Consider the following 19,606-nt stretch of genomic DNA (forward strand, 5'->3'; position numbering starts at 1 on the left):
GGTCTTCACACCGGCATGAATAGGCTGGCCTCCCCGACGATTCCCGTCCTGGAGACCGCCATGAACATCCGTCCGATCACCACTTCCCTGCTGGCCGCCTCCCTGCTGCTGGCCTTGGCCGCGTGCAAGGGGCCGGAAGCCGAGCAGGCGCGCCAGGATGCGGCCCAGGCGGCCGATAGCGCCAACGCCGCCGCCCGCGAGGCCGTGGACAAGGCTGCGGCCGCGACGCGCAGCGCCGCCGATGATGCCGCTGCCGCCTCCGAACATGCCGCCGCCGATACCCAGCAGGCGCTGGACCGCGCCGCCGCCGCGACCTCCGAGGCTGCCGGCGAGGCCAAGGACGCCGCGAAGGACGCTGCTGCGCATGCCAGCGACTCCACCGCCGACGCCGCGCAGAAGGTGGCCGACAAGGCGCGCGACGTTGCCAACGATGCGAAGAAGAACGCCGACGAGGCCAAGCACTGAACCACGCCGCCTTTACTGCGTAATGCCCCCTGCACGCCCCTCTCCGGAGGGGCGTGCTGCGTTGTGCGGGGTGCAGGTCAGGGCAGCGCGCGGGCCAGGACGGCCGCGTAATCCAGATCCGATGGCAATGTTCCAAAGGCCATGCCGTGCTCGGCACCGAGCCGTGAGCGGATGAAGGCGGCCGCCAGCGGGCTGTCGGCGCGCAGCAGCACCGCGGCCTGCAGCAGCAGCGCCAGCCGCTCGGTGATGCGGCGCGCCTGCGCCTCGCCCGGCGTGGCCGCCAACTGCCCGCGCAGCGTCTGCCATGCCGCATCGTAGATCGCGTCGCGCCCGGCCGCGCTGCCCAGTTCCTGCTCCAGCACCGGCAGCACCTGCGGCTCGCGTGACAGCGCACGCAGCACGTCCAGGCACTGGATGTTGCCGCTGCCTTCCCAGATCGAATTCAACGGGGCCTGCCGGTACAGCCGCGGCAGGATCGATTCCTCGACATACCCCGCGCCGCCCAGGCATTCCTGCGCTTCGTTGACGAACACCGCCGCGCGTTTGCACACCCAGTACTTGCCCACTGCCGTGGCGATGCGCGCGAAGGCGGCCTGTTGTGCATCCTGCGGGGCCTGGTCGACCGCGCGCGCCACGCGCAGGGCGAACGCGGTGGCCGCCTCGGATTCAATCGCCAGATCGGCCAGTACATTGGCCATCAACGGGTGGTCGCACAGGCGGCGGCCGAAACTGCTGCGATGACGCGTGTGGTGCAGCGCCTGCGCCAGCGCCATGCGCATCTCCGCCGCGGCACCGAGCATGCAGTCCAGCCGCGTCATCATCACCATGCCGATGATCGTGGCCACGCCGCGCCCCTCCTCGCCCACCCGCCGCGCCCAGGCACCGCACAGCTCGATCTCGCTGGATGCATTGGCCCAGTCGCCAAGCTTGTCCTTCAGGCGCATCAGGTGGAACGCGTTGCGGTTGCCGTCGGCCAGTCGCCGCGGCATCAGGAAACAGGTCAATCCGCCCGGCGCCTGCGCCAGCACCAGAAAGCCATCGGACATCGGCGCGGAAAAGAACCACTTGTGCCCGACCAGGGCGTAGCTGCCGTCGGCCTGCGGTTCGGCACGGGTGGCGTTGCTGCGCACATCCGAACCGCCCTGCTTTTCGGTCATGCCCATGCCCAGGGTGATGCCGGCCTTGTCGGCGATCGGCACGTCGCGCGGGTCGTAATGCGGCGCGGCGGCCTTGTCGGCCCATTCGGCCAGCAACGGGTCCTGGCGCAGCACCGCCACCGCCGCGTGGGTCATGGTCAGCGGACAACTGGTGCCGGCTTCGGCCTGGTGGTGCAGATAGCTCAGTGCCGCGCGCGCCACGTGCGCGCCCGGCACGGGCTCGTGCCAGGACAGGCCCGCCACGCCGTGCGACTTGGCTGCGTCCATCAGCGCGTGGTACGCCGGATGGAACTCGACGGTATCGATCCGGTGGCCCTGCGCGTCGTGCGTGCGCAGCCGCGGGCGGTCGCGATTGGCATCGAATCCCAGCCGGTACAGCGCGTCGCCGGCCAGCCCGCCGTACACCGCCAGGCGTGGCACGAACGCCGCGCCGCCCTCGCGCTGCACCGCCTCGGCCAGGGCCAGATCGTCGGCCCACAGATGCCGGCCCCCGAACGGTGGCGGCTGGTTGGTCACCACATGGGTCTCGAAGGCGGACAGCTCGGGCGTCATGGCAGGCCTCGTGGCAGTGGACCGCCCGATTCTGCCGCATCCACGCGCAGGCGTCCGTTCAGCCGGATTCTCGCCTCCTGCACGAGCGCGGCGGCACAGTGCAGGCATGACCTCTCCCTCTGCGAAACCGGACCTGGTGGTGCTGCGCCCGGAAGGTCTGTACTGCCCGGCCGGCGACTTCCACATCGACCCGTGGCGCCCGGTGCCGCGTGCGGTGATCACCCACGGCCACGGCGATCATGCGCGCGGCGGCATGGGCCACTACTACTGCAGCACCGACAGCGTGCCGATCCTGCGCTGGCGGCTCGGCGACGTGGCGCTGGACGCGCATGCGTACGGCGCGCGCTTCCGCCTTGGCGGCGTGCAGGTGTCGCTGCATCCGGCCGGGCACGTGCTGGGCTCGGCACAGGTGCGCATCGACGACGGCACCCAGGTCTGGGTGGCCTCCGGCGACTACAAGCGGCAACCCGATCCCACCTGCGCGCCGTTCGAGGTGGTGCCCTGCGATACGTTCATCACCGAGGCGACCTTTGGATTGCCGGTGTATCGCTGGCCGCCCACGCCGCAGGTGGCAGCCGACATCGTCGCCTGGCGCAGGGAATGCGAAGCCCGCGGCGAAGCCGCCGTACTGCTCTGCTATGCACTGGGCAAGGCGCAGCGGGTGCTGGCCGAACTGCTGCCCCTGGACACACAGCCGGCACTGCTGCACGGCGCGATCGCCACCGGCGTGGCGGTGTACCGCGAGGCCGGCATCGCCATGCTCGCCACCGAAACCGTCAACGAACAGGCGCGCGGCAGCGACTTCGCCGGCAAGCTGGTGCTGGCGCCGCCATCGGCCGCCGGCAGCGCGTGGATGCGGCGCTTCAAGGGCGCGCAGCTGGGCTTCGCATCGGGCTGGATGCGGTTGCGCGGCAACCGCCGCCGCCGCAACTACGATCGCGGCTTCGTGGTTTCCGATCACGCCGACTGGCCGGACCTGCTGCGTACGATCGCGCAGACCGGCGCGCGCCGGGTGATCGCCACGCACGGCAATACCGATGCGCTGATCCGCTTCCTGCGCGAGCGCGGCGTCGCCGCCGAAGCCTTCGCCACCGGCTACGGGGACGAGGAATGAAACGCTTCGCCGCGCTGTACCGCACGCTGGATCGCAGCACCGCCACCGGCGACAAACGCGCCGCGCTGGTCGACTATTTCCGCGACGCGCCACCGCACGACGCGGCGTGGGCGCTGTTCCTGCTGTCCGGTGGCAAGGTCACCAGCGCGCGGCAGAAAATCGCCGGCAGCGCCGAGCTGCGCGCGTGGATCGCCGAGGTCGCCGACACCCCCGCGTGGCTGGTCGATGACAGCTACGACCAGGTCGGCGACCTCGCCGAAACGCTCACCCTGCTGCTGGACGATCCCCCCGGCGGCGCACCCGACATCGCGCTCGCCGACTGGATCGAGCAGCGTCTGCTGCCGGTGGCCAACCAGGCCGAGCCGGTGCGCCGCGCCACGGTGGTGGGGGCGTGGCGGGATCTGGCGTTCGACGAGCGGCTGGTATTCAACAAACTGCTCACCGGCGCGCTGCGCGTGGGCGTATCGCAACGGCTGGTGCAGCAGGCGCTGGCGGAACTGTCCGGCATCGACATCGCCCGCATTGCCCAGCGCATGCTCGGCGCATGGGTGCCCTCGCCCGGTCTGCTGGCTGCCCTGCTCTCGCCGGCCGAACGCCCGGAAGACCGCCAGCAGCCGTACCCGTTCTTCCTCGCATCCCCGCTGGAGGGCGACGCGGAACGTCTGGGCGACATTGCCGGCTGGACGGTCGAATGGAAGTGGGATGGCATCCGCCTGCAGCTGCTGCGGCGGCAGGGCGAGGTGGCGCTGTGGTCGCGTGGCGAAGAGCGCCTGGACGGTCGCTTCCCGGAGATCGAGGCGGCCGCGATGGCCTTGCCGGACGGGTGCGTGATCGATGGCGAACTGCTCGCGTGGCGCGATGACGAGCCGCAGCCGCTGCCGTTCACCGCCTTGCAGACCCGCATCCAGCGCCGTGCGCCCGGCCCGAAGACCCTGCGCGATACGCCCGTGCGCGTGCTCGCCTACGACCTGCTGGAACTGCACGGCGAGGACCTGCGGCTGCAGCCGCTGACGCAGCGGCGTGCCGCTCTGGCGACCGTACTGGACGCACTGGGCGACCCACGGGTGCAGCTCTCCCCACAGCTCCATCCGGCGGACTGGAATGCCGCCGCCACGCTGCGGGCAGGCGCCCGCGAGCGCGGGGTGGAAGGGCTGATGCTCAAGCGCGGCGATTCCCAGTACCAGAGCGGACGACGTCGCGGCGACTGGTGGAAGTGGAAGATCGAGCCACTGACCATCGACGCGGTGATGATCTATGCGCAGTCCGGGCACGGCCGGCGCAGCACGCTGTATACCGATTACACCTTCGGCGTGTGGGACGGCGACCGGCTGGTGCCGGTGGCCAAGGCGTACTCGGGACTGGACGACACCGAAATCCTGGCGCTGGACCGCTGGATCCGTGCCAACACGCTCGAACGCTTCGGCCCGGTGCGCAGCGTCCGCGGCGAACAGGTGTTCGAACTCGGCTTCGAGGGCGTCAACCGCAGCAGCCGGCACAAATCCGGCGTTGCCGTGCGGTTCCCGCGCATCCTGCGCTGGCGGCAGGACAAGCCGGCCAGCGAAGCGGACACCCTGGCCCAGCTGCAGGCGCTGGCACGGTGACGCGGCGCGAGGCGATGGCGCGCCTGGTGGCGTGGTTTGCCAGCCGCGGCTGGGCGCCGCTGCCGTTCCAGAAAACCATGTGGCGTCATTACCTGGCCGGCGAGTCCGGCCTGCTGCATACGCCCACCGGCAGCGGCAAGACCCTGGCGATGTTCGGCGGCCCGCTGCTGCAGGCGCTGTCCGATCCGCCGCCGCCCATCGGCGGTCGCGCCGGCAAGCGCGTGCCGGCCCTGCAGGTACTGTGGATCACTCCGCTGCGCGCGCTCGCCGCCGACACCGCGCGTGCGCTGCGCGAGCCGTTGTCCGCCCTCGGCCTGGACTGGCAGGTGGGCCTGCGCACTGGCGATGCCAGCGCGCGCGACAAGCGCCTGGCGCGCGAAGGACGTGTGGACGTGCTGGTCACCACGCCCGAATCGCTGGCGTTGCTGCTGAGCTATCCCGATACGATGCCGCGCCTGCAGCACCTGCGCTGCGTGGTGGTCGACGAGTGGCACGAACTGCTCGGCAACAAGCGCGGCGTGCTGCTGCAGTTGAACCTGCGCCGCCTGCGCGACGCACTGCCGTCGCTGCAGGTGTGGGGATTGTCGGCGACGCTGGGCAACCTCGACGAAGCACGCGAGGTGCTGCTGCCGGACCGGCCCGATGCGCCGCTGGTGGCCGGCGCCCGCCCCCGCCCGATGACGCTGGAAACGCTGCTGCCCGCGCACGGCGAACGCTTCCCGTGGGCCGGGCATCTGGGCCTGTCGCAGCTGCAGCGCGTGCTGGAACGCCTCCTGTCGGCGCGCACCAGCCTGCTGTTCACCAACACCCGCGCGCACGCGGAACTGTGGCACCAGGCGTTGACGGCGGTATGGCCGGAGGACCCGGCGACGCTGGCACTGCACCACGGCTCGCTGGACCCTGCACTGCGGCGCGCCGCCGAGGAGGGTCTGCGCGAGGGTCGCCTGCGCTGCGTGGTAGCCACATCCAGCCTGGATCTCGGCGTGGACTTCCCGGCGGTGGACCAGGTGCTGCAGATCGGCAGCCCCAAGGGCATCGCACGCCTGCTGCAGCGTGCCGGTCGTGCACGCCATCGTCCCGGGGAATCCGGGCATATCGTCTGCGTGCCATCGCATGCGCTGGAACTGGTGGAGTACGCGGCGGCGCGACGCGCACTGGCCGATGGCGTGATCGAAGCGCGGCGTCCGCTGCGCCTGTCGCTGGACGTGCTGGCCCAGCATTGCGTGAGCTGTGCGCTCGGCGGTGGCTTCGATGCCGATGCGTTGTTGGCGCAGGTGCGCCGCACCCACGCTTTTGCCGGCCTGGAAGCGGCGCAGTGGGCGGGCGTGCTGGCCTTCATCGTGCAGGGCGGCCGCGCGCTCGCGCAGTACCCGGACTTCCACAAGGTCGTGCGCGACGACGATGGCGTGTACCGCGTCCACGACCGCCGCGTGGCGCTGCGCCACCGCCTGTCGATCGGCACCATCACCAGCGACGGCAGCGTGACCGTGCAGTTCCTGCGCGGTGGCCGGCTGGGTGCGGTGGAAGAACAGTTCGTGGGGCGTCTGCGGCCGGGCGATCGTTTCCAGTTTGCCGGGCGCCTGCTGGAGCTGGTCCGGCTCGAGCAGATGACCGCGTATGTGCGCCTGGCGCGTGGCGGCGACGGCGTGGTGCCGCGCTGGCAGGGCGGCCGGTTGCCGCTGTCCGACGCGTTGGGCCGCGAAATGGAGGCGGTACTGGAGACGCCCGGCGACAGCGCCGAACTGCGCTGGCTGGCGCCGCTGCTGCAGCTGCAGGCGCGCCTGTCGGAGCTGCCGGGCCCCACGCGGCTGCTGGTGGAAACCGTGCTCCGCCGCGAGGGCCAGTACCTGTTCGTGTACCCGTTCGCGGGGCGGCAGGTCAACGAAGGCATCGCCGCGTTGATGGCGATGCGCTGGACGCGCCTGCAGACCAACACCTTCGCCTACGCCGCCAATGATTATGGCTTCGTGCTCGCGCCTGCGCATGCGGTGGCGGTGGAGCCGGCGCAGATACGTCGCCTGCTGCAGCCGGAGGGACTGTTCGAGGATCTGCGCGACAGCCTCAATCTCGGCGAGCTCGCCCGCCGTCAGTTCCGCGACATCGCACGCGTGTCCGGCATGCTGGTGCCGGCGCTGCCAGGCCGCACGCCGCGCAGCCTGCGCCAGCTGCAGGCATCCGGCGGCCTGCTGTACGACGTGCTGCGGCAGCACGATCCGGATCACATCCTGCTGACGCTCGCCGAACACGAAGTGCTGCACAGTCAGCTCGACCTTGGCGGCCTGGCGGCGGCGCTGCGGCGCTGCCAGGCGCGCACGTTGTGCGTGCAGACGCTTGCCAGCCTGGGGCCGTTCTCGTTCCCGCTCTGGGCCGAACGGATGCGTGGCCAGCTCAGCAACGAAGACTGGAAAACCCGCGTGCTGCGCGCAGCACGGCAACTGGAGAAACGACATGGGCAATGACCTGGCGCTGACGCTGGCTGGCGAGACGGTGCAGCTGCTCGGCGCACGCGCGTTGTACTGGCCGGCACGCAGCGCGCTGTTGATCGCCGACCTGCATCTGGGCAAGGCCGATCTGTTCCGGCGTGCCGGCATCGGCCTGCCCAGCGGCGGCACCGGCGACGACCTGGCGCGGCTGACGCAGCTGCTGCAGCAGCATCGCGTGGACACGCTGTGGATTCTGGGCGATGTACTGCACGGCGTGGCGCATCGCGCCGCCTGGTACCGCCAGTGGCAGGGATGGCGCGAACAGCATCCCGCACTGCACATCGGCGCACTCGCCGGCAATCACGACCGCGCCCTGCCCAAGGCCGACCTCGGCATCGAACTGCTCGGCGAAAAAGTGCAGGAAGGGCCGTTCCTGCTGCGCCATGATCCGCGCCCGCACGCCACCCTGCACGTGCTGTGCGGCCATCTGCATCCGCTGGCGCGTCTGCCCGGCATGCAGCGCCGCTGGCCGGCGTTCTGGTTGCGCGAGGGCCTCACCGTGCTGCCGGCGTTTTCACGGTTCACCGCAGGCATCGCGCCGGTGCTGGTGAATGGTGAGCGGCTGGTGGCCTGCGTCGAAGACCAGGCCATCGCGTTGCCGCCGCGCTGACGACCGGCCGCTGGCCGGCCGGCGCGGTGGATCACATCGCGGGGACCAGCGTGCCCGGCATCAGCAGGATCTCGGGGGAGCGGGACACGGCGCGCGCCGGCTGCTGCTGGATCGCCACCAGCATGTCGTGGGCCGCGTTGCGGATGCGCGGATGGTGTTCCGGCGCGGTGTGCGTGATGAGGCTGGTGACATGGAATTCGAATACGTCTTCCATCACATCCGGCTGATCCTCGTGCAGCATCTGCAACAGACCGCGCAGCTTGCTGAGTTCACTTTCGAGAGTGTCGGCCGAGAACAACATGTCAATCTCCTTGGGATAACGGTCCACACGGGACCTGGGGCGCAGACGCACCGCTACGGAAAAAACCGGGGTGATGAACAATCCGGATCATGTCGCGCGAGGCGCGCACGCATCGCTGCGTCTGCTTTCCCGTTGTCGCACGTTGACGGTGAGTTCACCGTCAACGCAGGGCGTAATCGCCTTCACGCACGCGCATTCACATCGTGACGCGTGGTTATCAGCTGATGCGTTCTGCCGCCCGTTCAACCATCGCCGTCACGAACCCGGGTGACAGCGGCAACCGCCCCAGCCAGCCGTGCTGCGTGCCGCTGAGCACGCGCAGCATATGCCCGCGCCCGCCAGGCACCCGCCCCATCGGCCCGAACACCACGTCGCGGGCACGCGCCAGCATGTCGCGTTCGGACTGGAACAACGGCGTCAGCCAGTGGCTCCAGTACTGATAGATCGCCACGTGTGCACGCCGCCGCTGCTGGTAGGCCTGCAACGCTGCCGTGAGGTCGGTGTGCGCACGCAGCGCATCGCGCAACGCGATCGCATCCAGCAGCGCCATGTTCACGCCCTGGCCCAACTGCGGGCTCATCGCGTGCGCCGCGTCGCCGGCCAGCACCAGCCGCCCGCGATGCCACTGCCGCATCCGCGTATCGCGATAGCTCGCGCGTGCCAGCGCCTCCGGCGGTACGTCCTGCAGCAATCCATGCGCCTCCGGCCATAGCGCTGCAACGTCGTCCAGCCACCGCGCCATGCCGTCGCGTTCCCACTGCGCGAAGTGATCGCGCGGCAGGCTCCAGAAGAAGCTGAGCCGTGGCGTGTCATCCCCCGGCCGCGTGCCTACGGGCAGCAGGCCGATCATTCTGCGCGCCATCAGGTAGCGCTGGCGCAGTTCGTCGCCGTGCGGCCAATGGCGGCGCTCCACCAGGCACCACAGTGCGCCCCACGGGTACTCACGATCATGCCGCGCGTCATCCACCTGCGCGCGCAGCGTGGAGGCAGCGCCATCGGCGGCAATCACCACATCGTAGGGCCCGTGCCACTTCCCGCGCGCGTCGCGCACGCGGCCGTGCGCGCTGTCCACCTCGACGATCGCCGTGTCGGCCTGCAGGTTGCCCGGGTGTTCCCAGGCCTGCGCCAACAGCGTGAACAAGGCACCGCGCTGCATGCCCACACCATGCAGGTGCGCAGCCAGTCCGGCGTAACGCATGTCCATCACAGCGCGCCCGCAGGGTGTTTCGCCGTACAGGCGCTGCACCGGCGCACCGTATCGCAGTACCTGCGGCAACAGCTCCATCTGCCACAACACGTCCAGGCCACTGGGTTGCAGCAGGAACCCGGCTCCCACCGGACCCGGCGCTTTGGCGCGCTCGAAAACGTGCACGACGTGATGATCGCGTGAAAGAAGAATCGACAATGCCTGGCCGGCCGTGCCGTAACCGATGATCGCCACCGTGCGCGGCTGCGTCATGTCATGTCCCTATGAGCGTGATCAAGTTCACACCGTGCGCAAAAAAAACCCCGCCGAAGCGGGGTTTTCAATGCTCAACCGAGAAAATCACTCAGCCGGCACAATGTTCGAAGCCTGGGCGCCCTTCGGGCCCTGGGTCACGTCGTACGTGACACGCTGGCCTTCCTGCAGGCTGCGGAAACCCTTGGCGTTGATCGCGGAGAAGTGCGCGAAGACGTCGGCGCTGCCGTCCTCCGGCGAGATAAAGCCAAATCCCTTGGCGTCGTTGAACCACTTGACGGTACCGTTCGGCATGGTAATGCGAGACCTTCTTCAATGAATGGGTGGTGTACGCTCAACCAGCGCACTGCCGGAGTATGCAAAGCTTGTTCCGCAATGACAATCACCCCCGCGCCAATTCCCCGATCAGTTCCGGCAAACCTGCCGACGCGGCATCGACGTTGGCCAGCACTTCGGCCATCGTGATTTCGTCGCCATCGCCACACCCGGCCGCCCAGTTGGCCACGATCGCCAGGCAGGCGTAATCCAGGCCGAGTTCACGCGCCAGGCTCGCTTCGGGCATGCCGGTCATGCCGACCAGATCGCAGCCGTCGCGACGCATGCGTGCGATCTCCGCATTGGTTTCCAGCCGCGGGCCCTGCGTGGCGCCGTAGCACCCGCCGTCCTGCAGACGCACGCCGGTGACCTTGGCCGCGGCCAACACCTTGCTGCGCAGCATCGGCGTGTACGGATGCCCGAAGTCCACGTGCAGCACTTCGCTGCCGGGCTCTTCGCACAGCGTGGAAATGCGTCCCCAGGTGTAGTCGATCAACTGGTCCGGGCAGGCCAGCACGCGCGGACCGAACGCGTCGGTGATGCCGCCGACGGTGTTGAGCGCCAGCACGCGCGTTGCCCCAATCTGCTGCAGCGCAGCGAGATTGGCGCGGTAATTGATCTTGTGCGGCGGCAGCGAGTGGCCTTCGCCGTGACGGGCCAGAAACGCCACGCGCTGGCCGAGCAGCGTACCGACCCGGATCGGGCCGGAGGGAGTGCCGTAGCGCGTCTCGACCTGGTGGCTGCTGACATCGTCAAGCTGGGCCAGTTTGTAGACGCCGGTGCCGCCGATGACGGCCAGTGCGATGTGTTCCATCATTCCTTCATCGCGTAGATGGCCGGCACGCAGCGCAGCGTCTCGTTGACGTCCATGCCGAAGCCGAACACGTAACGGTCGGGCAGATCGATACCGGCGTAATCGGCCTTGATGTCCGGCAGCGCGCGGTCGTGCTGCTTGACCGTCAGCGCGGCGATGCGCACGTCGGTAGCGCCCTGTTCCAGGCACCAGGTGCGCACGCCCTGCAGCGTGTAGCCTTCATCGAGGATGTCGTCGACCAGCAGCACACGGCGGCCGAACAGCGCGGTGGCCGGCTTGTGCTTCCAGACCAGGTCGCCGCCGGTGGTTTCACCGCGGTAGCGGGTCGCGTGCAGGTAATCGAACTGCACGTCCTGGCCACGGGCGCCCAGCTCCAGCGCGAGCTGGCCGGCGAACGGCAGCGCGCCGTGCATGATCGACAGGAACAACGGCACTTCGCCCTTGTAATCGCGCGCGATGGCGTCAGCGATGCCGCCGATGGCCTTGTCGATGGTGGGACGGTCGACCAGCAGGTCGGCCTGGGCCAGGGCCTGGGAAATGGTGAGGTTGGGCATCAGACGGTTCTTCCAAGGGTGTCAAGCAAACGGGATTGGGTGTTGCCGTGGCGGGTATCGGCCAGCAGGCCGTCCCAGCCCAGCGCGCCGCGGCCGATCAGGCCCAGCAACGCGGCGGTATTGAGGGTGCGGCCTTCGACCGCGCGCAGCGATTCTTCCACCAGTTCGGGGTGGCAGACCAGCACCACGTCGCAGCCGGCGTCCAGGTGCGCATCCACGCGCGCCTTCACGCCACCGGCGGAGAACGATGCAGCCATGCCGATGTCGTCGGAGAACACCACGCCGCGGAAGCCCATCTCCCCGCGCAGGATCTGCTCGATCCAGCGTGGCGAGTAGCCTGCCGGCTCCGGCGCCACCTGCGGGTAGACCACATGGGCCATCATCACCGCGTCGGCACCGGCCTCGATGCCGGCCACGAACGGCACCAGGTCCAGCGCGCGCAGTTCATCCAGCGTGCGCGGGTCGCTGGCATCGTCGACGTGGGTGTCTTCCTTCACCGTGCCGTGGCCGGGGAAGTGTTTGAGCGTGGCGGCCATGCCAACGCTGTGCATGCCGCGCACGTAGGCGCGGGTGAACGCGGCCACCACGGCCGGATCGGCGCTGAAGGCGCGGTCGCCGATGGCCAGGTTGCCCCGGCCCAGGTCGACCACTGGCGCGAAGCTCAGGTCCACACCGCTGGCGCGCACTTCGCTGGCCATCAGCCAGGCATGCTGCTCGGCCAGGGCCAGGGCGGCCTCGGGGTCCTTGGCATACTGCGCATCGAAGCCCTGCAGCGGCGGCAGCGCGCTGTAGCCGTCACGGAAGCGCTGCACGCGGCCGCCTTCCTGGTCCACGCAGATCAGGATCGGACGCGGCGCGGCGGCGCGGATCGCGGCCGACAACGCGGCAACCTGCTCGCGCGAGGCAAAATTGCGCTTGAACAGGATGACACCGGCCACGGCGTCATGCTGCAGCCACTGCCGCTCCTGGGCGGTGAGTTCGGTGCCGGCGACGCCGATCACGAGCATGGGTCATCTCCAATACGGGGCGCCGCGATGGCGCACCGCCGCATTGTCGCAGAACCCGCGCGCCGTGGGCCACGACCGCGCGGCCGTGGCCACGTCGGTCAGGAAGCTCCCGCCGCGCCTTCCGCCGCGATCTGCCGCAGCGCCTGGGCAAACGCCTCGGGCGGCTGGGCACCCTGCACGGCGTAGCGGTCATTGATCACAAAGGTGGGCACCGACTGAATGCCCACCGCGCGGGCCTGGGCGAGGTCGGCCTGGATCTCCTCCATGCCCTCCTCACCGGCCAGCAGCGCGGTCACCCGGTCAGCGGGGATCCCGCCAGCAGCCGCAGCCTCGATCAGCGTCTGCGGATCGGCCAGATTGCGCCCGTGAACGAAATGCGCCCGGAACAGCGCCTCGCCCACCGCCGCCTGCACGCCCTCGCGCCCGGCCAGCCACAACAGGCGGTGGGCCGGCAGCGTGGTGACCCGCACCTGGTCCTGGTCGAAGTCCATCGGCAGGCCTTCGGCACGCGCCGTGGCCTGGGTCTGGGAAAGGATCTGTCCGGTGCGCTCGGCACTGCCGAACTTGGCCCGGTAGGCCTCGCGCAGCGGCACCGGGGTGGTGCCGGCGTCCGGATCCAGCTGGAACGGCCGCCAACGCACCTCGACCTCGGGCGCATCGTCGCCCAGAAGGGCCAGGCCCTGCTCGAACCGGTGTTTACCGATCCAGCACCAGGGGCACACCACGTCCGACCAGATATCGATTTTCATCTCCCGGAGATGGGGATGCCGGTCTGCGGAAAAAAGGGGGCGGCGGGAGGGGCGGCGGGAGATGGGCCACTGGCGCCTTGCAGAAGCCGGCCAGCGGCCGGCACTACATGCGGGATTCGGGCTACGCCGAGCCCCGTCGCGGTGCGCGCCGCGACGGGGCCCTTCACGCTCGCGCTGGACCCGAGCGGAGAAGCGCACTGCGCCCGCTGCTACCTGACCCAGCGGCTGAACGGATGGGCGGCCAGCGCCAGGTTGTAGTAGCGCACGTCGTCGGTGACTTCCTCGCCCACCCATGCCGGCATGGCGATGGACTGGTCGGCGTGCTCCAGCTCGACCTCGGCCACCACCAGCCCGGCGTTGTCGCCGAGGAATTCATCGACCTCCCAGACCAGCCCGCCGTGTTCGACCAGATGCCGGCGCTTGTCGATCAGTCCGCCGACGCTCAATGCGAGCAGCGCTCGCGCGTCGTCCACCGGAATCGGATAGTCGAACTCCTGCCGGGTGTGGCCGATCTCGCGCGACTTCAGATTGAGGAACGCCTGCCCGCCCTGGATGCGCACGCGCACCGAGGCCTTCTGCGCGCCACTGTCGAGCGCGGCAGCGTCGTTGATGTAGCCCTGCGCCATCGGGATTACCGCGTGCGCGGCGGTGCGCCAGCCGTCGCCGGTGACGAGGAATTTGCGTTCGATTTCAATGCCCATGCGCACAGTATGGCCGCGCGGCGCCTACACTGCGCGCCCCCTGCAAGGATCCCGCCACGATGACACGCCATCGCCCCACCCTGCGCCGCATCGCCCTCACCACCCTGGCGCTGCTCCCGCTGGCCGCCAGCGCTGCCACGCCGGGCATCCCCACGCTGGCGCAGGCACAGTCGGCGATGGACGCACTGTTCGATGCCGCCCTCGCCGACCGGCCGGCCACCGACAGCAGCCGCATGGTCGCCGAGGCGTTTCGTCCCCGCCTGCTGGCGTTGTCCAGCTGCATGCCGCACAGCGGTGCCGCCATCCCCACGGTGGACTGCATCACGACCGCGCAGGCCGGTCCGGAGCCGGTCTATCGCCTGCTGCGCTTTACCCACGCAGAGGGACATTGGACGATGCCGATCGAACAGCGCCACCTCCCGGTGCCCGTTCCGCCGACGGACCGCGTGCAGGTCCTGCTGCGCGAGACGTTCATCGCGCGCGCCGCGCAGGAGGCAGACGCTGGCGCGCGTGCCGATCTGGCACAGGCGGCGCGCACGGCCGACGTGGTCGGGGTGGATGCGTGCGACATCGGCGAGGACGCGCCGGTGATCGAATGCCAGGTCAGCGCGCGCGTCGCCGGTGAGCAGGGTCGCCAGCCGATGGCGTTCATCCGGGTGGACGGACAGTGGCAGAACGCACCGGCCACGCCGCAGTAGCGGACGCGGCCGGCGAACTGCGTCAGCGCTTCTCGAACACCGCGATGCTTTCCACGTGCGCGGTGTGCGGGAACATGTCCATTGCGCCGGCCGAGACCAGGGTGAAGCCCTGTTCGTTGACCAGATAGCCAGCGTCACGCGCCAGCGAGCCGGGATGGCAGCTGACGTAGACGATGCGCTTGAACTGCTTCAGCGGCAGCTGCTGCAGCACTTCGATGGCACCCGAGCGCGGCGGGTCCAGCAGCAGCTTGTCGAAGCCCTGCCGCATCCACGGCGTCTGGCGCTGGTCCTGGGTCAGGTCCGCGGCATGGAACTGGGCGTTGTCCAGACCATTGCGCTCGGCGTTTTCGCGTGCACGCGCCACCAGGCCCGGATCGCCTTCCACGCCGACCACTTCGCGCACGGTACGTGCCAGCGGCAGGGTGAAGTTGCCCAGGCCGCAGAACAGATCGAGCACCCGCTCGTCCGGGCCGGCGTCGAGCAGTTCCAGCGCCAGCGCGATCATCTTCACGTTGAGCGATGCGTTCACCTGGATGAAGTCCAGCGGCCGGAAGGCCAGCTCGACATCCCACGGCGCCAGTTTGAACGACAACGGCACCTCGGCCGGCCACAGCGGCTGCACCGACTCCACGCCACCGGGCTGCAGCGAGATCGCAAAGCCGTGTTCCTGCCCGAAGGCGGTCCACGCGGCACGGTCGGCGTCGCTGAGCGGCTGCATGTGGCGGATCGTCAGCATGATCGCGTCGTCGCCGGCGATGAACTCGATCTGCGGGATGTCGCGCTTGCCGTCCAAGGTCTCGATGAAGGTGGCCATCGCGCCGACCTTGCTGCCGATCTCCGGGATCACGGTCAGGCACTGCGACAGGTCCGCGACGAAGCGCGGGTCCTGCTCGCGGAAGCCGACCAGGGTCTTGTCCTTCTTCTCGACCCGACGCACCGAGAACCGCCCCTTGCGGCGGTAGCCCCAGCTGTCACCGACCAGCGGCGGCAGCACGGTGCCCGGGGTGACGTGGCCGATGCGGGTCAGGTTGTCCATCAGCACCCGCTGCTTGGCCACGATCTGCTGCGACTCCTCCAGGTGCTGCAGCACGCAGCCGGCGCACACGCCGAAATGCGGGCAGCGCGGCGTCACGCGCTGCGGCGAGGCGGTCACCACCTCCAGCGTGCGTGCCTCGTCGAAGTGGCGGTTGCGGGCGGTCGGTTCGGCGGTCACCACTTCGCCCGGCAGCGCGCCGGTGATGAAGGTGACCTTGCCACCCTCGCCGTCACGGCGGGCCACGCCACGGCCATCGTGGCTGAGGTCGAGGATGTCGGTCTGGAAGGGGGTACGGTCGAGGCGGGAGCGGGTTCGGGCCACGTGGCAACAGGCTGCGGGCAAAAAGGGTGCGTATTGTCGCAGATGGAGGCATTGGGCTGCTCAGAAACCGTTTGCAGCGGCCCCGGACCTGTTTAATATGGGCCACAGCTGACATGGAGGCAGCCCCAATGCAGATGACCCCGCGGGATCCGATGCCCCGATTCCTGCTCGTCGAGGACGACACCATCAGCCGCGGCTTCTTCAAGGCCGCGCTGGAAACCCTGCCCGCCGAGGTCGATACCGCCGATTCGCTGGCCACCGCGATGGACCGCGCCAATGGCGGCGGCCATGACCTGTGGCTGATCGACGTCAACCTGCCCGACGGCAACGGTACCGAGCTGCTGCAGGCCCTGCGCCGCTCGCGGCCGGATACCCCGGCGCTGGCGCACACGGCCGATGGCGACAGCAGCATCCATGCCCGGCTGCGCGAAGCCGGCTTCAGCGAGACGCTGATCAAGCCGCTGACCCGCGAACAACTGCTGAAGGCGGTGCGCCGCGCGCTGGTCAACAGCCCCGGCGGCACGGCGGCCGGGGCGGAAATCAACGCCGAGGGTGAGCGCCAGGACTGGGACGAGACCACCGCCCTGGCGGCCCTGAACGGGCAGCGCAACCATCTCATCGCCCTGCGCGAACTGTTCCTGGCCGAGCTGCCCGGGGTGCGCGATGCAGTGGCCCAGGCCCTGCTCCAGCAGGATGTGCGTGCGCTGCGCGGGCAACTGCACCGGTTGCAGGCCAGTTGCGGCTTCGTCGGCGCCGCGCGCCTGGCCCGTGCCGTACGCCAGCTGCACCAGGCCCCGGAGTCCGGCGGTGCGCAGACCCAGTTCCGCGCGGCGGTGGAATCGCTGCTGCATTGAGATTCACCGCGCCGCCCGCCCCTAGCGGCGGCGCGACAGGTCGTCGAGCATCTCCCAGGATTTCAGCCCCCGCCCGCCGAGGTGGTGCAGCAGGACCGTGCGCATGCTGCGGCGCAGGCTGCCCAAGTCCTCGGCACCGGGCAGGCGGTCCGCGCCCAGCGCCAGCAGCGCGCTGCCGGTGGCCGCGCCGCGCCGCTGGTCGGCACCCCGGTCGCTGAGCAGGCGCCGGGGGCCATTGCCCGGGTCGAGCTCGTAGCGGGCGGCCGGATCGAGCGGCTCGCCATCGCCGTCATGGGCCAGGTCGAACCCCACTCCCAGCGCCTCCAGCAGATCCCGTTCGAAGCGGCGCAGCGTCCACGCCAACGGTTCGCCGTCGCGCAGCCGCTGGCGTACCACCGCGTAGGCGTCATACAGATCGGGCAGCGGGTCCTGGCGGGGTGCCAGGCGCAGCAGCAGTTCGTTGATGTAGAAGCCGGCCAGCATCGCGTCGCCGAGCAGCCGCGGGGCCGCATCGAGCGCCTCGGCACCGCGCAGCTGGGCCAGTTCGCCGCGCTGGACCGCGCTCAGGCGGATCCATTGCAGGGGCTGCAGTGCCGCCCGCAGCGGCTGGCTGCGCGCACTGGACACCCCCCGCGCCAGCAGGCCGATCCGGCCATGCTGTTCGGTCAGCACTTCCACCAGCAGGCTGGTCTCCCGCCAGGGGCGGGCATGCAGAACGAAGGCCGGTTCATCGTCGATGCGCATGGCCTAGCCCCGGACCCGACCCGACCGGTGGGTGTCCACCGCGGCGCACGCCGGGACACGACGGACGCCGCGCCACTGCGCGCGCCCGTGGCGGTTCATTCGTAGCCGAACGCCTTCAGCGCGGCTTCGTCGTCGGACCAGCCTTCACGCACGCGCACCCAGGTCTCCAGGAACACCTTGGCACCAAACAGACGTTCCATCTGCATGCGGGCCTTGGCGCCGATATCCTTCAGGCGGGTACCGCCCTTGCCGATCACGATCGCCTTCTGGCCTTCGCGCTCGACCCAGATCACCGCGCCGATGCGCAGCAGGTTGCCGTCTTCGACGAAGCGTTCGATCTCCACCGTGGTGGCATACGGCAGCTCTTCGCCGAGCTGGCGCATCAGCTGCTCGCGGACCAGTTCGCCGGCCAGGAAGCGCTGGCTGCGGTCGGTGATCTCATCCTCGCCGAACATCGGCGGGGCTTCGGGCAGCAGCTTCAGCACGTCGCGCACCAGCGCGTCCAGGCCGTTGCGCTTCTGCGCGGAAATCGGATGCACCGCGGCAAAGTTGCGGCCCGCGGTCACTTCCTGCAGGAACGGCAGCAGCGCGCCCTTGTCCTTGAGGCGGTCGATCTTGTTGACCACCAGCACCACCGGCACGCCCGCATCGCTGAGGACGTTGAAGGCCAGGGTGTCTTCCTCGTCCCAGCGGCCGGCCTCGATCACCAGCAGCCCGGCGTCGACACCTTCCAGCGAGCCGCGCGCCGCCCGGTTCATCACCCGGTTCATGGCGCGCTTCTGCACCTTGTGCAGGCCAGGCGTATCGACCAGCACCAGCTGCCCTTCCGGATAGCTGGCGATGCCGAGCAGCCGGTGCCGCGTGGTCTGCGGCCGGTTGGACACGATGCTGACCTTGGCGCCGACCAGGGCATTGGTCAGGGTGGATTTGCCGACATTGGGGCGGCCGATGACGGCCACGCTGCCGCTACGATGGGGGGTTGCTTCGCTCACTTGGAATCCAGTTGCTCTAGGGCGGCGGCCGCCGCCTGTTGTTCGGCCAGCCGTCGCGAGGCACCTTCGCCTTCGGTGCTGACGGCAGGATCGGTTACGCCGCAGCGTACCCGGAAGGTCTTGGCGTGATCGTCACCCGATTCTGACACCAGTTCGTACTGTGGGAGCGCCTTCTGTCGGGCCTGCAGCCATTCCTGCAGGCGCGTCTTGGGGTCTTTCTCCGGCTTGCCGGTGGCGGGCAGCGCCTCCATCGAGGGGCTGAACCAGGGCAGCACCACCGCCTGGCAGGCGGCAAAGCCGGCATCCAGGTAGATCGCCGCGACCACCGCTTCCAGCGCATCAGCCAGAATCGAGTCCCGGCGCTGGCCGCCGGACTTCATCTCGCCGGGCCCCAGGGTGAGCCGGTCGCCCAGCTGCAGGGTGCGGGCGATCACCGCCAGCGCGCCTTCGCGCACCAGCTCGGCCCGGGCGCGGGTGAGCGCGCCCTCGTCGGCCTTGGGCCAGCGCTCGTACAGCGCCTGGGCCACCATCATGTTGACGATGCTGTCGCCGAGGAACTCCAGCCGCTCGTTGTTGGGCGTGCCGGCACTGCGATGCGTCAGGGCCTGCTGCAGCAGACCCGGATCGTGGAAGGGGTGGCCGATCAGGTCACCGCGTTGGAAGGTTTTATTCGGCACCGCTACGGGTCAATTCCTGGTTGGTATCGAACCGGCCCACCACGTCGAGGTTGCCGATCATTTCACGACGCACTTCGTAGTTGACCTTCATGTTCCAGCCGCCATCGATACGATCGAACTTGACGTTGGCCGGCTTCACGTTTTCGGAGTAATTGATGTACAGCCGCTTGAAGAACAGATCCTGGACACGCCCGGGCTCCATGTTGCCCACGCCCGGCTCCTTGGCCAGGCTCTTCATCGCCGACCGCACCGAGTAGTACTCCTGGTACATCGGGAACAGCTTCATGCCGACGTACAGGCCAAAGGCGACCACGATCAGTACCGCCAGGAACGAGGTCAGGGTAAGGCCACGTTGCGTGTTCATCGTCTTCATTGCGTTCTCCCCAGATACGCCGGTGTGAT

At 69.5% G+C, this 19,606-nt stretch carries 21 protein-coding genes; 7 read left to right on the forward strand and 14 right to left on the reverse strand.

Annotated features, from left to right (window positions below; translation table 11 throughout):
- Positions 1 to 60: 60 nt before the first annotated feature.
- Positions 61 to 465, forward strand: coding sequence for a hypothetical protein (locus tag ACLB90_RS04120; RefSeq protein WP_411851739.1), 405 nt, complete (start codon positions 61 to 63; stop codon positions 463 to 465).
- A 77-nt stretch (positions 466 to 542) separates the two neighbouring features.
- Here ACLB90_RS04120 and ACLB90_RS04125 read toward each other — a convergent pair whose 3' ends face one another.
- A complete protein-coding gene (locus ACLB90_RS04125; RefSeq protein ID WP_411851740.1) occupies positions 543 to 2,174 on the reverse strand; it encodes an acyl-CoA dehydrogenase family protein in 1,632 nt (543 codons plus the stop codon).
- A gap of 106 nt (positions 2,175 to 2,280) precedes the next feature.
- On the opposite strand from ACLB90_RS04125, the gene ACLB90_RS04130 reads away from it, so the two are divergent.
- The 4 genes from ACLB90_RS04130 to pdeM are packed head-to-tail and all read left to right on the forward strand — an operon-like array spanning position 2,281 to position 7,982.
- A complete protein-coding gene (locus tag ACLB90_RS04130) occupies positions 2,281 to 3,288 on the forward strand; it encodes a ligase-associated DNA damage response exonuclease (protein ID WP_411851741.1) in 1,008 nt (335 codons plus the stop codon).
- Positions 3,285 to 4,889, forward strand: coding sequence for an ATP-dependent DNA ligase (locus ACLB90_RS04135; RefSeq protein ID WP_411851742.1), 1,605 nt, complete (start codon positions 3,285 to 3,287; stop codon positions 4,887 to 4,889). Before ACLB90_RS04130 ends, ACLB90_RS04135 begins: the two co-directional genes overlap by 4 nt.
- A 14-nt stretch (positions 4,890 to 4,903) precedes the next feature.
- Entirely contained in the window at positions 4,904 to 7,348 is a 2,445-nt protein-coding gene (locus ACLB90_RS04140) for a ligase-associated DNA damage response DEXH box helicase (RefSeq protein WP_411852694.1), read from the forward strand.
- Positions 7,338 to 7,982 (forward strand): ligase-associated DNA damage response endonuclease PdeM, encoded by a 645-nt coding sequence (gene pdeM / locus ACLB90_RS04145; protein ID WP_411851743.1) that lies wholly within the window; start codon positions 7,338 to 7,340, stop codon positions 7,980 to 7,982. The genes ACLB90_RS04140 and pdeM overlap by 11 nt, the downstream gene beginning before the upstream one ends.
- A 31-nt stretch (positions 7,983 to 8,013) precedes the next feature.
- Here pdeM and ACLB90_RS04150 read toward each other — a convergent pair whose 3' ends face one another.
- From ACLB90_RS04150 to ACLB90_RS04185, 8 genes are all read right to left on the reverse strand, one after another.
- Entirely contained in the window at positions 8,014 to 8,283 is a 270-nt protein-coding gene (locus tag ACLB90_RS04150) for a hypothetical protein (RefSeq protein ID WP_411852695.1), read from the reverse strand.
- 217 nt (positions 8,284 to 8,500) lie between these two features.
- Positions 8,501 to 9,742, reverse strand: coding sequence for an FAD-dependent oxidoreductase (locus ACLB90_RS04155; protein ID WP_411851744.1), 1,242 nt, complete (start codon positions 9,740 to 9,742; stop codon positions 8,501 to 8,503).
- A gap of 87 nt (positions 9,743 to 9,829) precedes the next feature.
- A complete protein-coding gene (locus ACLB90_RS04160; RefSeq protein WP_017357288.1) occupies positions 9,830 to 10,036 on the reverse strand; it encodes a cold-shock protein in 207 nt (68 codons plus the stop codon).
- A gap of 88 nt (positions 10,037 to 10,124) precedes the next feature.
- Entirely contained in the window at positions 10,125 to 10,871 is a 747-nt protein-coding gene (locus ACLB90_RS04165; protein ID WP_026070968.1) for an S-methyl-5'-thioinosine phosphorylase, read from the reverse strand.
- A complete protein-coding gene (locus tag ACLB90_RS04170; protein WP_411851745.1) occupies positions 10,871 to 11,425 on the reverse strand; it encodes a hypoxanthine-guanine phosphoribosyltransferase in 555 nt (184 codons plus the stop codon). Before ACLB90_RS04170 ends, ACLB90_RS04165 begins: the two co-directional genes overlap by 1 nt.
- Positions 11,425 to 12,432: a beta-N-acetylhexosaminidase gene (gene nagZ, locus ACLB90_RS04175; RefSeq protein WP_411851746.1), complete on the reverse strand. Its 1,008-nt coding sequence runs from the start codon at positions 12,430 to 12,432 to the stop codon at positions 11,425 to 11,427. Before nagZ ends, ACLB90_RS04170 begins: the two co-directional genes overlap by 1 nt.
- A gap of 98 nt (positions 12,433 to 12,530) precedes the next feature.
- On the reverse strand, positions 12,531 to 13,181 hold the full coding sequence (locus ACLB90_RS04180; RefSeq protein WP_411851747.1) for a DsbA family oxidoreductase: 651 nt from the start codon (positions 13,179 to 13,181) through the stop codon (positions 12,531 to 12,533).
- 209 nt (positions 13,182 to 13,390) lie between these two features.
- A complete protein-coding gene (locus ACLB90_RS04185; RefSeq protein ID WP_411851748.1) occupies positions 13,391 to 13,882 on the reverse strand; it encodes a CYTH domain-containing protein in 492 nt (163 codons plus the stop codon).
- A gap of 59 nt (positions 13,883 to 13,941) precedes the next feature.
- Between ACLB90_RS04185 and ACLB90_RS04190 the strand changes: the two genes are divergently transcribed.
- Entirely contained in the window at positions 13,942 to 14,580 is a 639-nt protein-coding gene (locus tag ACLB90_RS04190; RefSeq protein ID WP_411851749.1) for a hypothetical protein, read from the forward strand.
- Between the two features lie 22 nt (positions 14,581 to 14,602).
- Here ACLB90_RS04190 and rlmD read toward each other — a convergent pair whose 3' ends face one another.
- Positions 14,603 to 15,937 (reverse strand): 23S rRNA (uracil(1939)-C(5))-methyltransferase RlmD, encoded by a 1,335-nt coding sequence (gene rlmD / locus ACLB90_RS04195; protein ID WP_411851750.1) that lies wholly within the window; start codon positions 15,935 to 15,937, stop codon positions 14,603 to 14,605.
- Between the two features lie 128 nt (positions 15,938 to 16,065).
- Here rlmD and ACLB90_RS04200 point away from each other — a divergent pair, with 128 nt between their 5' ends.
- Complete coding sequence (locus ACLB90_RS04200; protein ID WP_411851751.1) at positions 16,066 to 16,791, forward strand: response regulator; 726 nt, start codon at positions 16,066 to 16,068, stop codon at positions 16,789 to 16,791.
- 21 nt (positions 16,792 to 16,812) lie between these two features.
- On the opposite strand, the gene recO is transcribed toward ACLB90_RS04200, so the two are convergent.
- From recO to ACLB90_RS04220, 4 genes are all read right to left on the reverse strand, one after another.
- Complete coding sequence (gene recO / locus ACLB90_RS04205) at positions 16,813 to 17,535, reverse strand: DNA repair protein RecO (RefSeq protein WP_411851752.1); 723 nt, start codon at positions 17,533 to 17,535, stop codon at positions 16,813 to 16,815.
- Between the two features lie 95 nt (positions 17,536 to 17,630).
- Positions 17,631 to 18,527, reverse strand: a complete 897-nt coding sequence (era, locus tag ACLB90_RS04210; RefSeq protein ID WP_411851753.1) for a GTPase Era — start codon at positions 18,525 to 18,527, stop codon at positions 17,631 to 17,633.
- Positions 18,524 to 19,204 (reverse strand): ribonuclease III, encoded by a 681-nt coding sequence (gene rnc, locus ACLB90_RS04215; RefSeq protein WP_411851754.1) that lies wholly within the window; start codon positions 19,202 to 19,204, stop codon positions 18,524 to 18,526. The genes era and rnc overlap by 4 nt, the downstream gene beginning before the upstream one ends.
- Entirely contained in the window at positions 19,194 to 19,577 is a 384-nt protein-coding gene (locus ACLB90_RS04220) for a DUF4845 domain-containing protein (protein ID WP_411851755.1), read from the reverse strand. Before ACLB90_RS04220 ends, rnc begins: the two co-directional genes overlap by 11 nt.
- Positions 19,578 to 19,606 lie beyond the last annotated feature (29 nt).

This window comes from Stenotrophomonas sp. LGBM10, from assembly GCF_046736075.1.
Lineage (GTDB): Bacteria > Pseudomonadota > Gammaproteobacteria > Xanthomonadales > Xanthomonadaceae > Stenotrophomonas.

What these genes read in the sequence shown, in the direction of transcription:
- ACLB90_RS04120 (WP_411851739.1), top strand. Translation starts at nt 61, where the DNA reads ATGAACATCCGTCCGATCACCACTTCCCTGCTGGCCGCCTCCCTGCTG.
- ACLB90_RS04125 (WP_411851740.1), bottom strand. Translation starts at nt 2,174, where the DNA reads ATGACGCCCGAGCTGTCCGCCTTCGAGACCCATGTGGTGACCAACCAG.
- ACLB90_RS04130 (WP_411851741.1), top strand. Translation starts at nt 2,281, where the DNA reads ATGACCTCTCCCTCTGCGAAACCGGACCTGGTGGTGCTGCGCCCGGAA.
- ACLB90_RS04135 (WP_411851742.1), top strand. Translation starts at nt 3,285, where the DNA reads ATGAAACGCTTCGCCGCGCTGTACCGCACGCTGGATCGCAGCACCGCC.
- ACLB90_RS04140 (WP_411852694.1), top strand. Translation starts at nt 4,904, where the DNA reads ATGGCGCGCCTGGTGGCGTGGTTTGCCAGCCGCGGCTGGGCGCCGCTG.
- pdeM (WP_411851743.1), top strand. Translation starts at nt 7,338, where the DNA reads ATGGGCAATGACCTGGCGCTGACGCTGGCTGGCGAGACGGTGCAGCTG.
- ACLB90_RS04150 (WP_411852695.1), bottom strand. Translation starts at nt 8,283, where the DNA reads ATGTTGTTCTCGGCCGACACTCTCGAAAGTGAACTCAGCAAGCTGCGC.
- ACLB90_RS04155 (WP_411851744.1), bottom strand. Translation starts at nt 9,742, where the DNA reads ATGACGCAGCCGCGCACGGTGGCGATCATCGGTTACGGCACGGCCGGC.
- ACLB90_RS04160 (WP_017357288.1), bottom strand. Translation starts at nt 10,036, where the DNA reads ATGCCGAACGGTACCGTCAAGTGGTTCAACGACGCCAAGGGATTTGGC.
- ACLB90_RS04165 (WP_026070968.1), bottom strand. Translation starts at nt 10,871, where the DNA reads ATGGAACACATCGCACTGGCCGTCATCGGCGGCACCGGCGTCTACAAA.
- ACLB90_RS04170 (WP_411851745.1), bottom strand. Translation starts at nt 11,425, where the DNA reads ATGCCCAACCTCACCATTTCCCAGGCCCTGGCCCAGGCCGACCTGCTG.
- nagZ (WP_411851746.1), bottom strand. Translation starts at nt 12,432, where the DNA reads ATGCTCGTGATCGGCGTCGCCGGCACCGAACTCACCGCCCAGGAGCGG.
- ACLB90_RS04180 (WP_411851747.1), bottom strand. Translation starts at nt 13,181, where the DNA reads ATGAAAATCGATATCTGGTCGGACGTGGTGTGCCCCTGGTGCTGGATC.
- ACLB90_RS04185 (WP_411851748.1), bottom strand. Translation starts at nt 13,882, where the DNA reads ATGGGCATTGAAATCGAACGCAAATTCCTCGTCACCGGCGACGGCTGG.
- ACLB90_RS04190 (WP_411851749.1), top strand. Translation starts at nt 13,942, where the DNA reads ATGACACGCCATCGCCCCACCCTGCGCCGCATCGCCCTCACCACCCTG.
- ACLB90_RS04200 (WP_411851751.1), top strand. Translation starts at nt 16,066, where the DNA reads ATGCAGATGACCCCGCGGGATCCGATGCCCCGATTCCTGCTCGTCGAG.
- recO (WP_411851752.1), bottom strand. Translation starts at nt 17,535, where the DNA reads ATGCGCATCGACGATGAACCGGCCTTCGTTCTGCATGCCCGCCCCTGG.
- ACLB90_RS04220 (WP_411851755.1), bottom strand. Translation starts at nt 19,577, where the DNA reads ATGAAGACGATGAACACGCAACGTGGCCTTACCCTGACCTCGTTCCTG.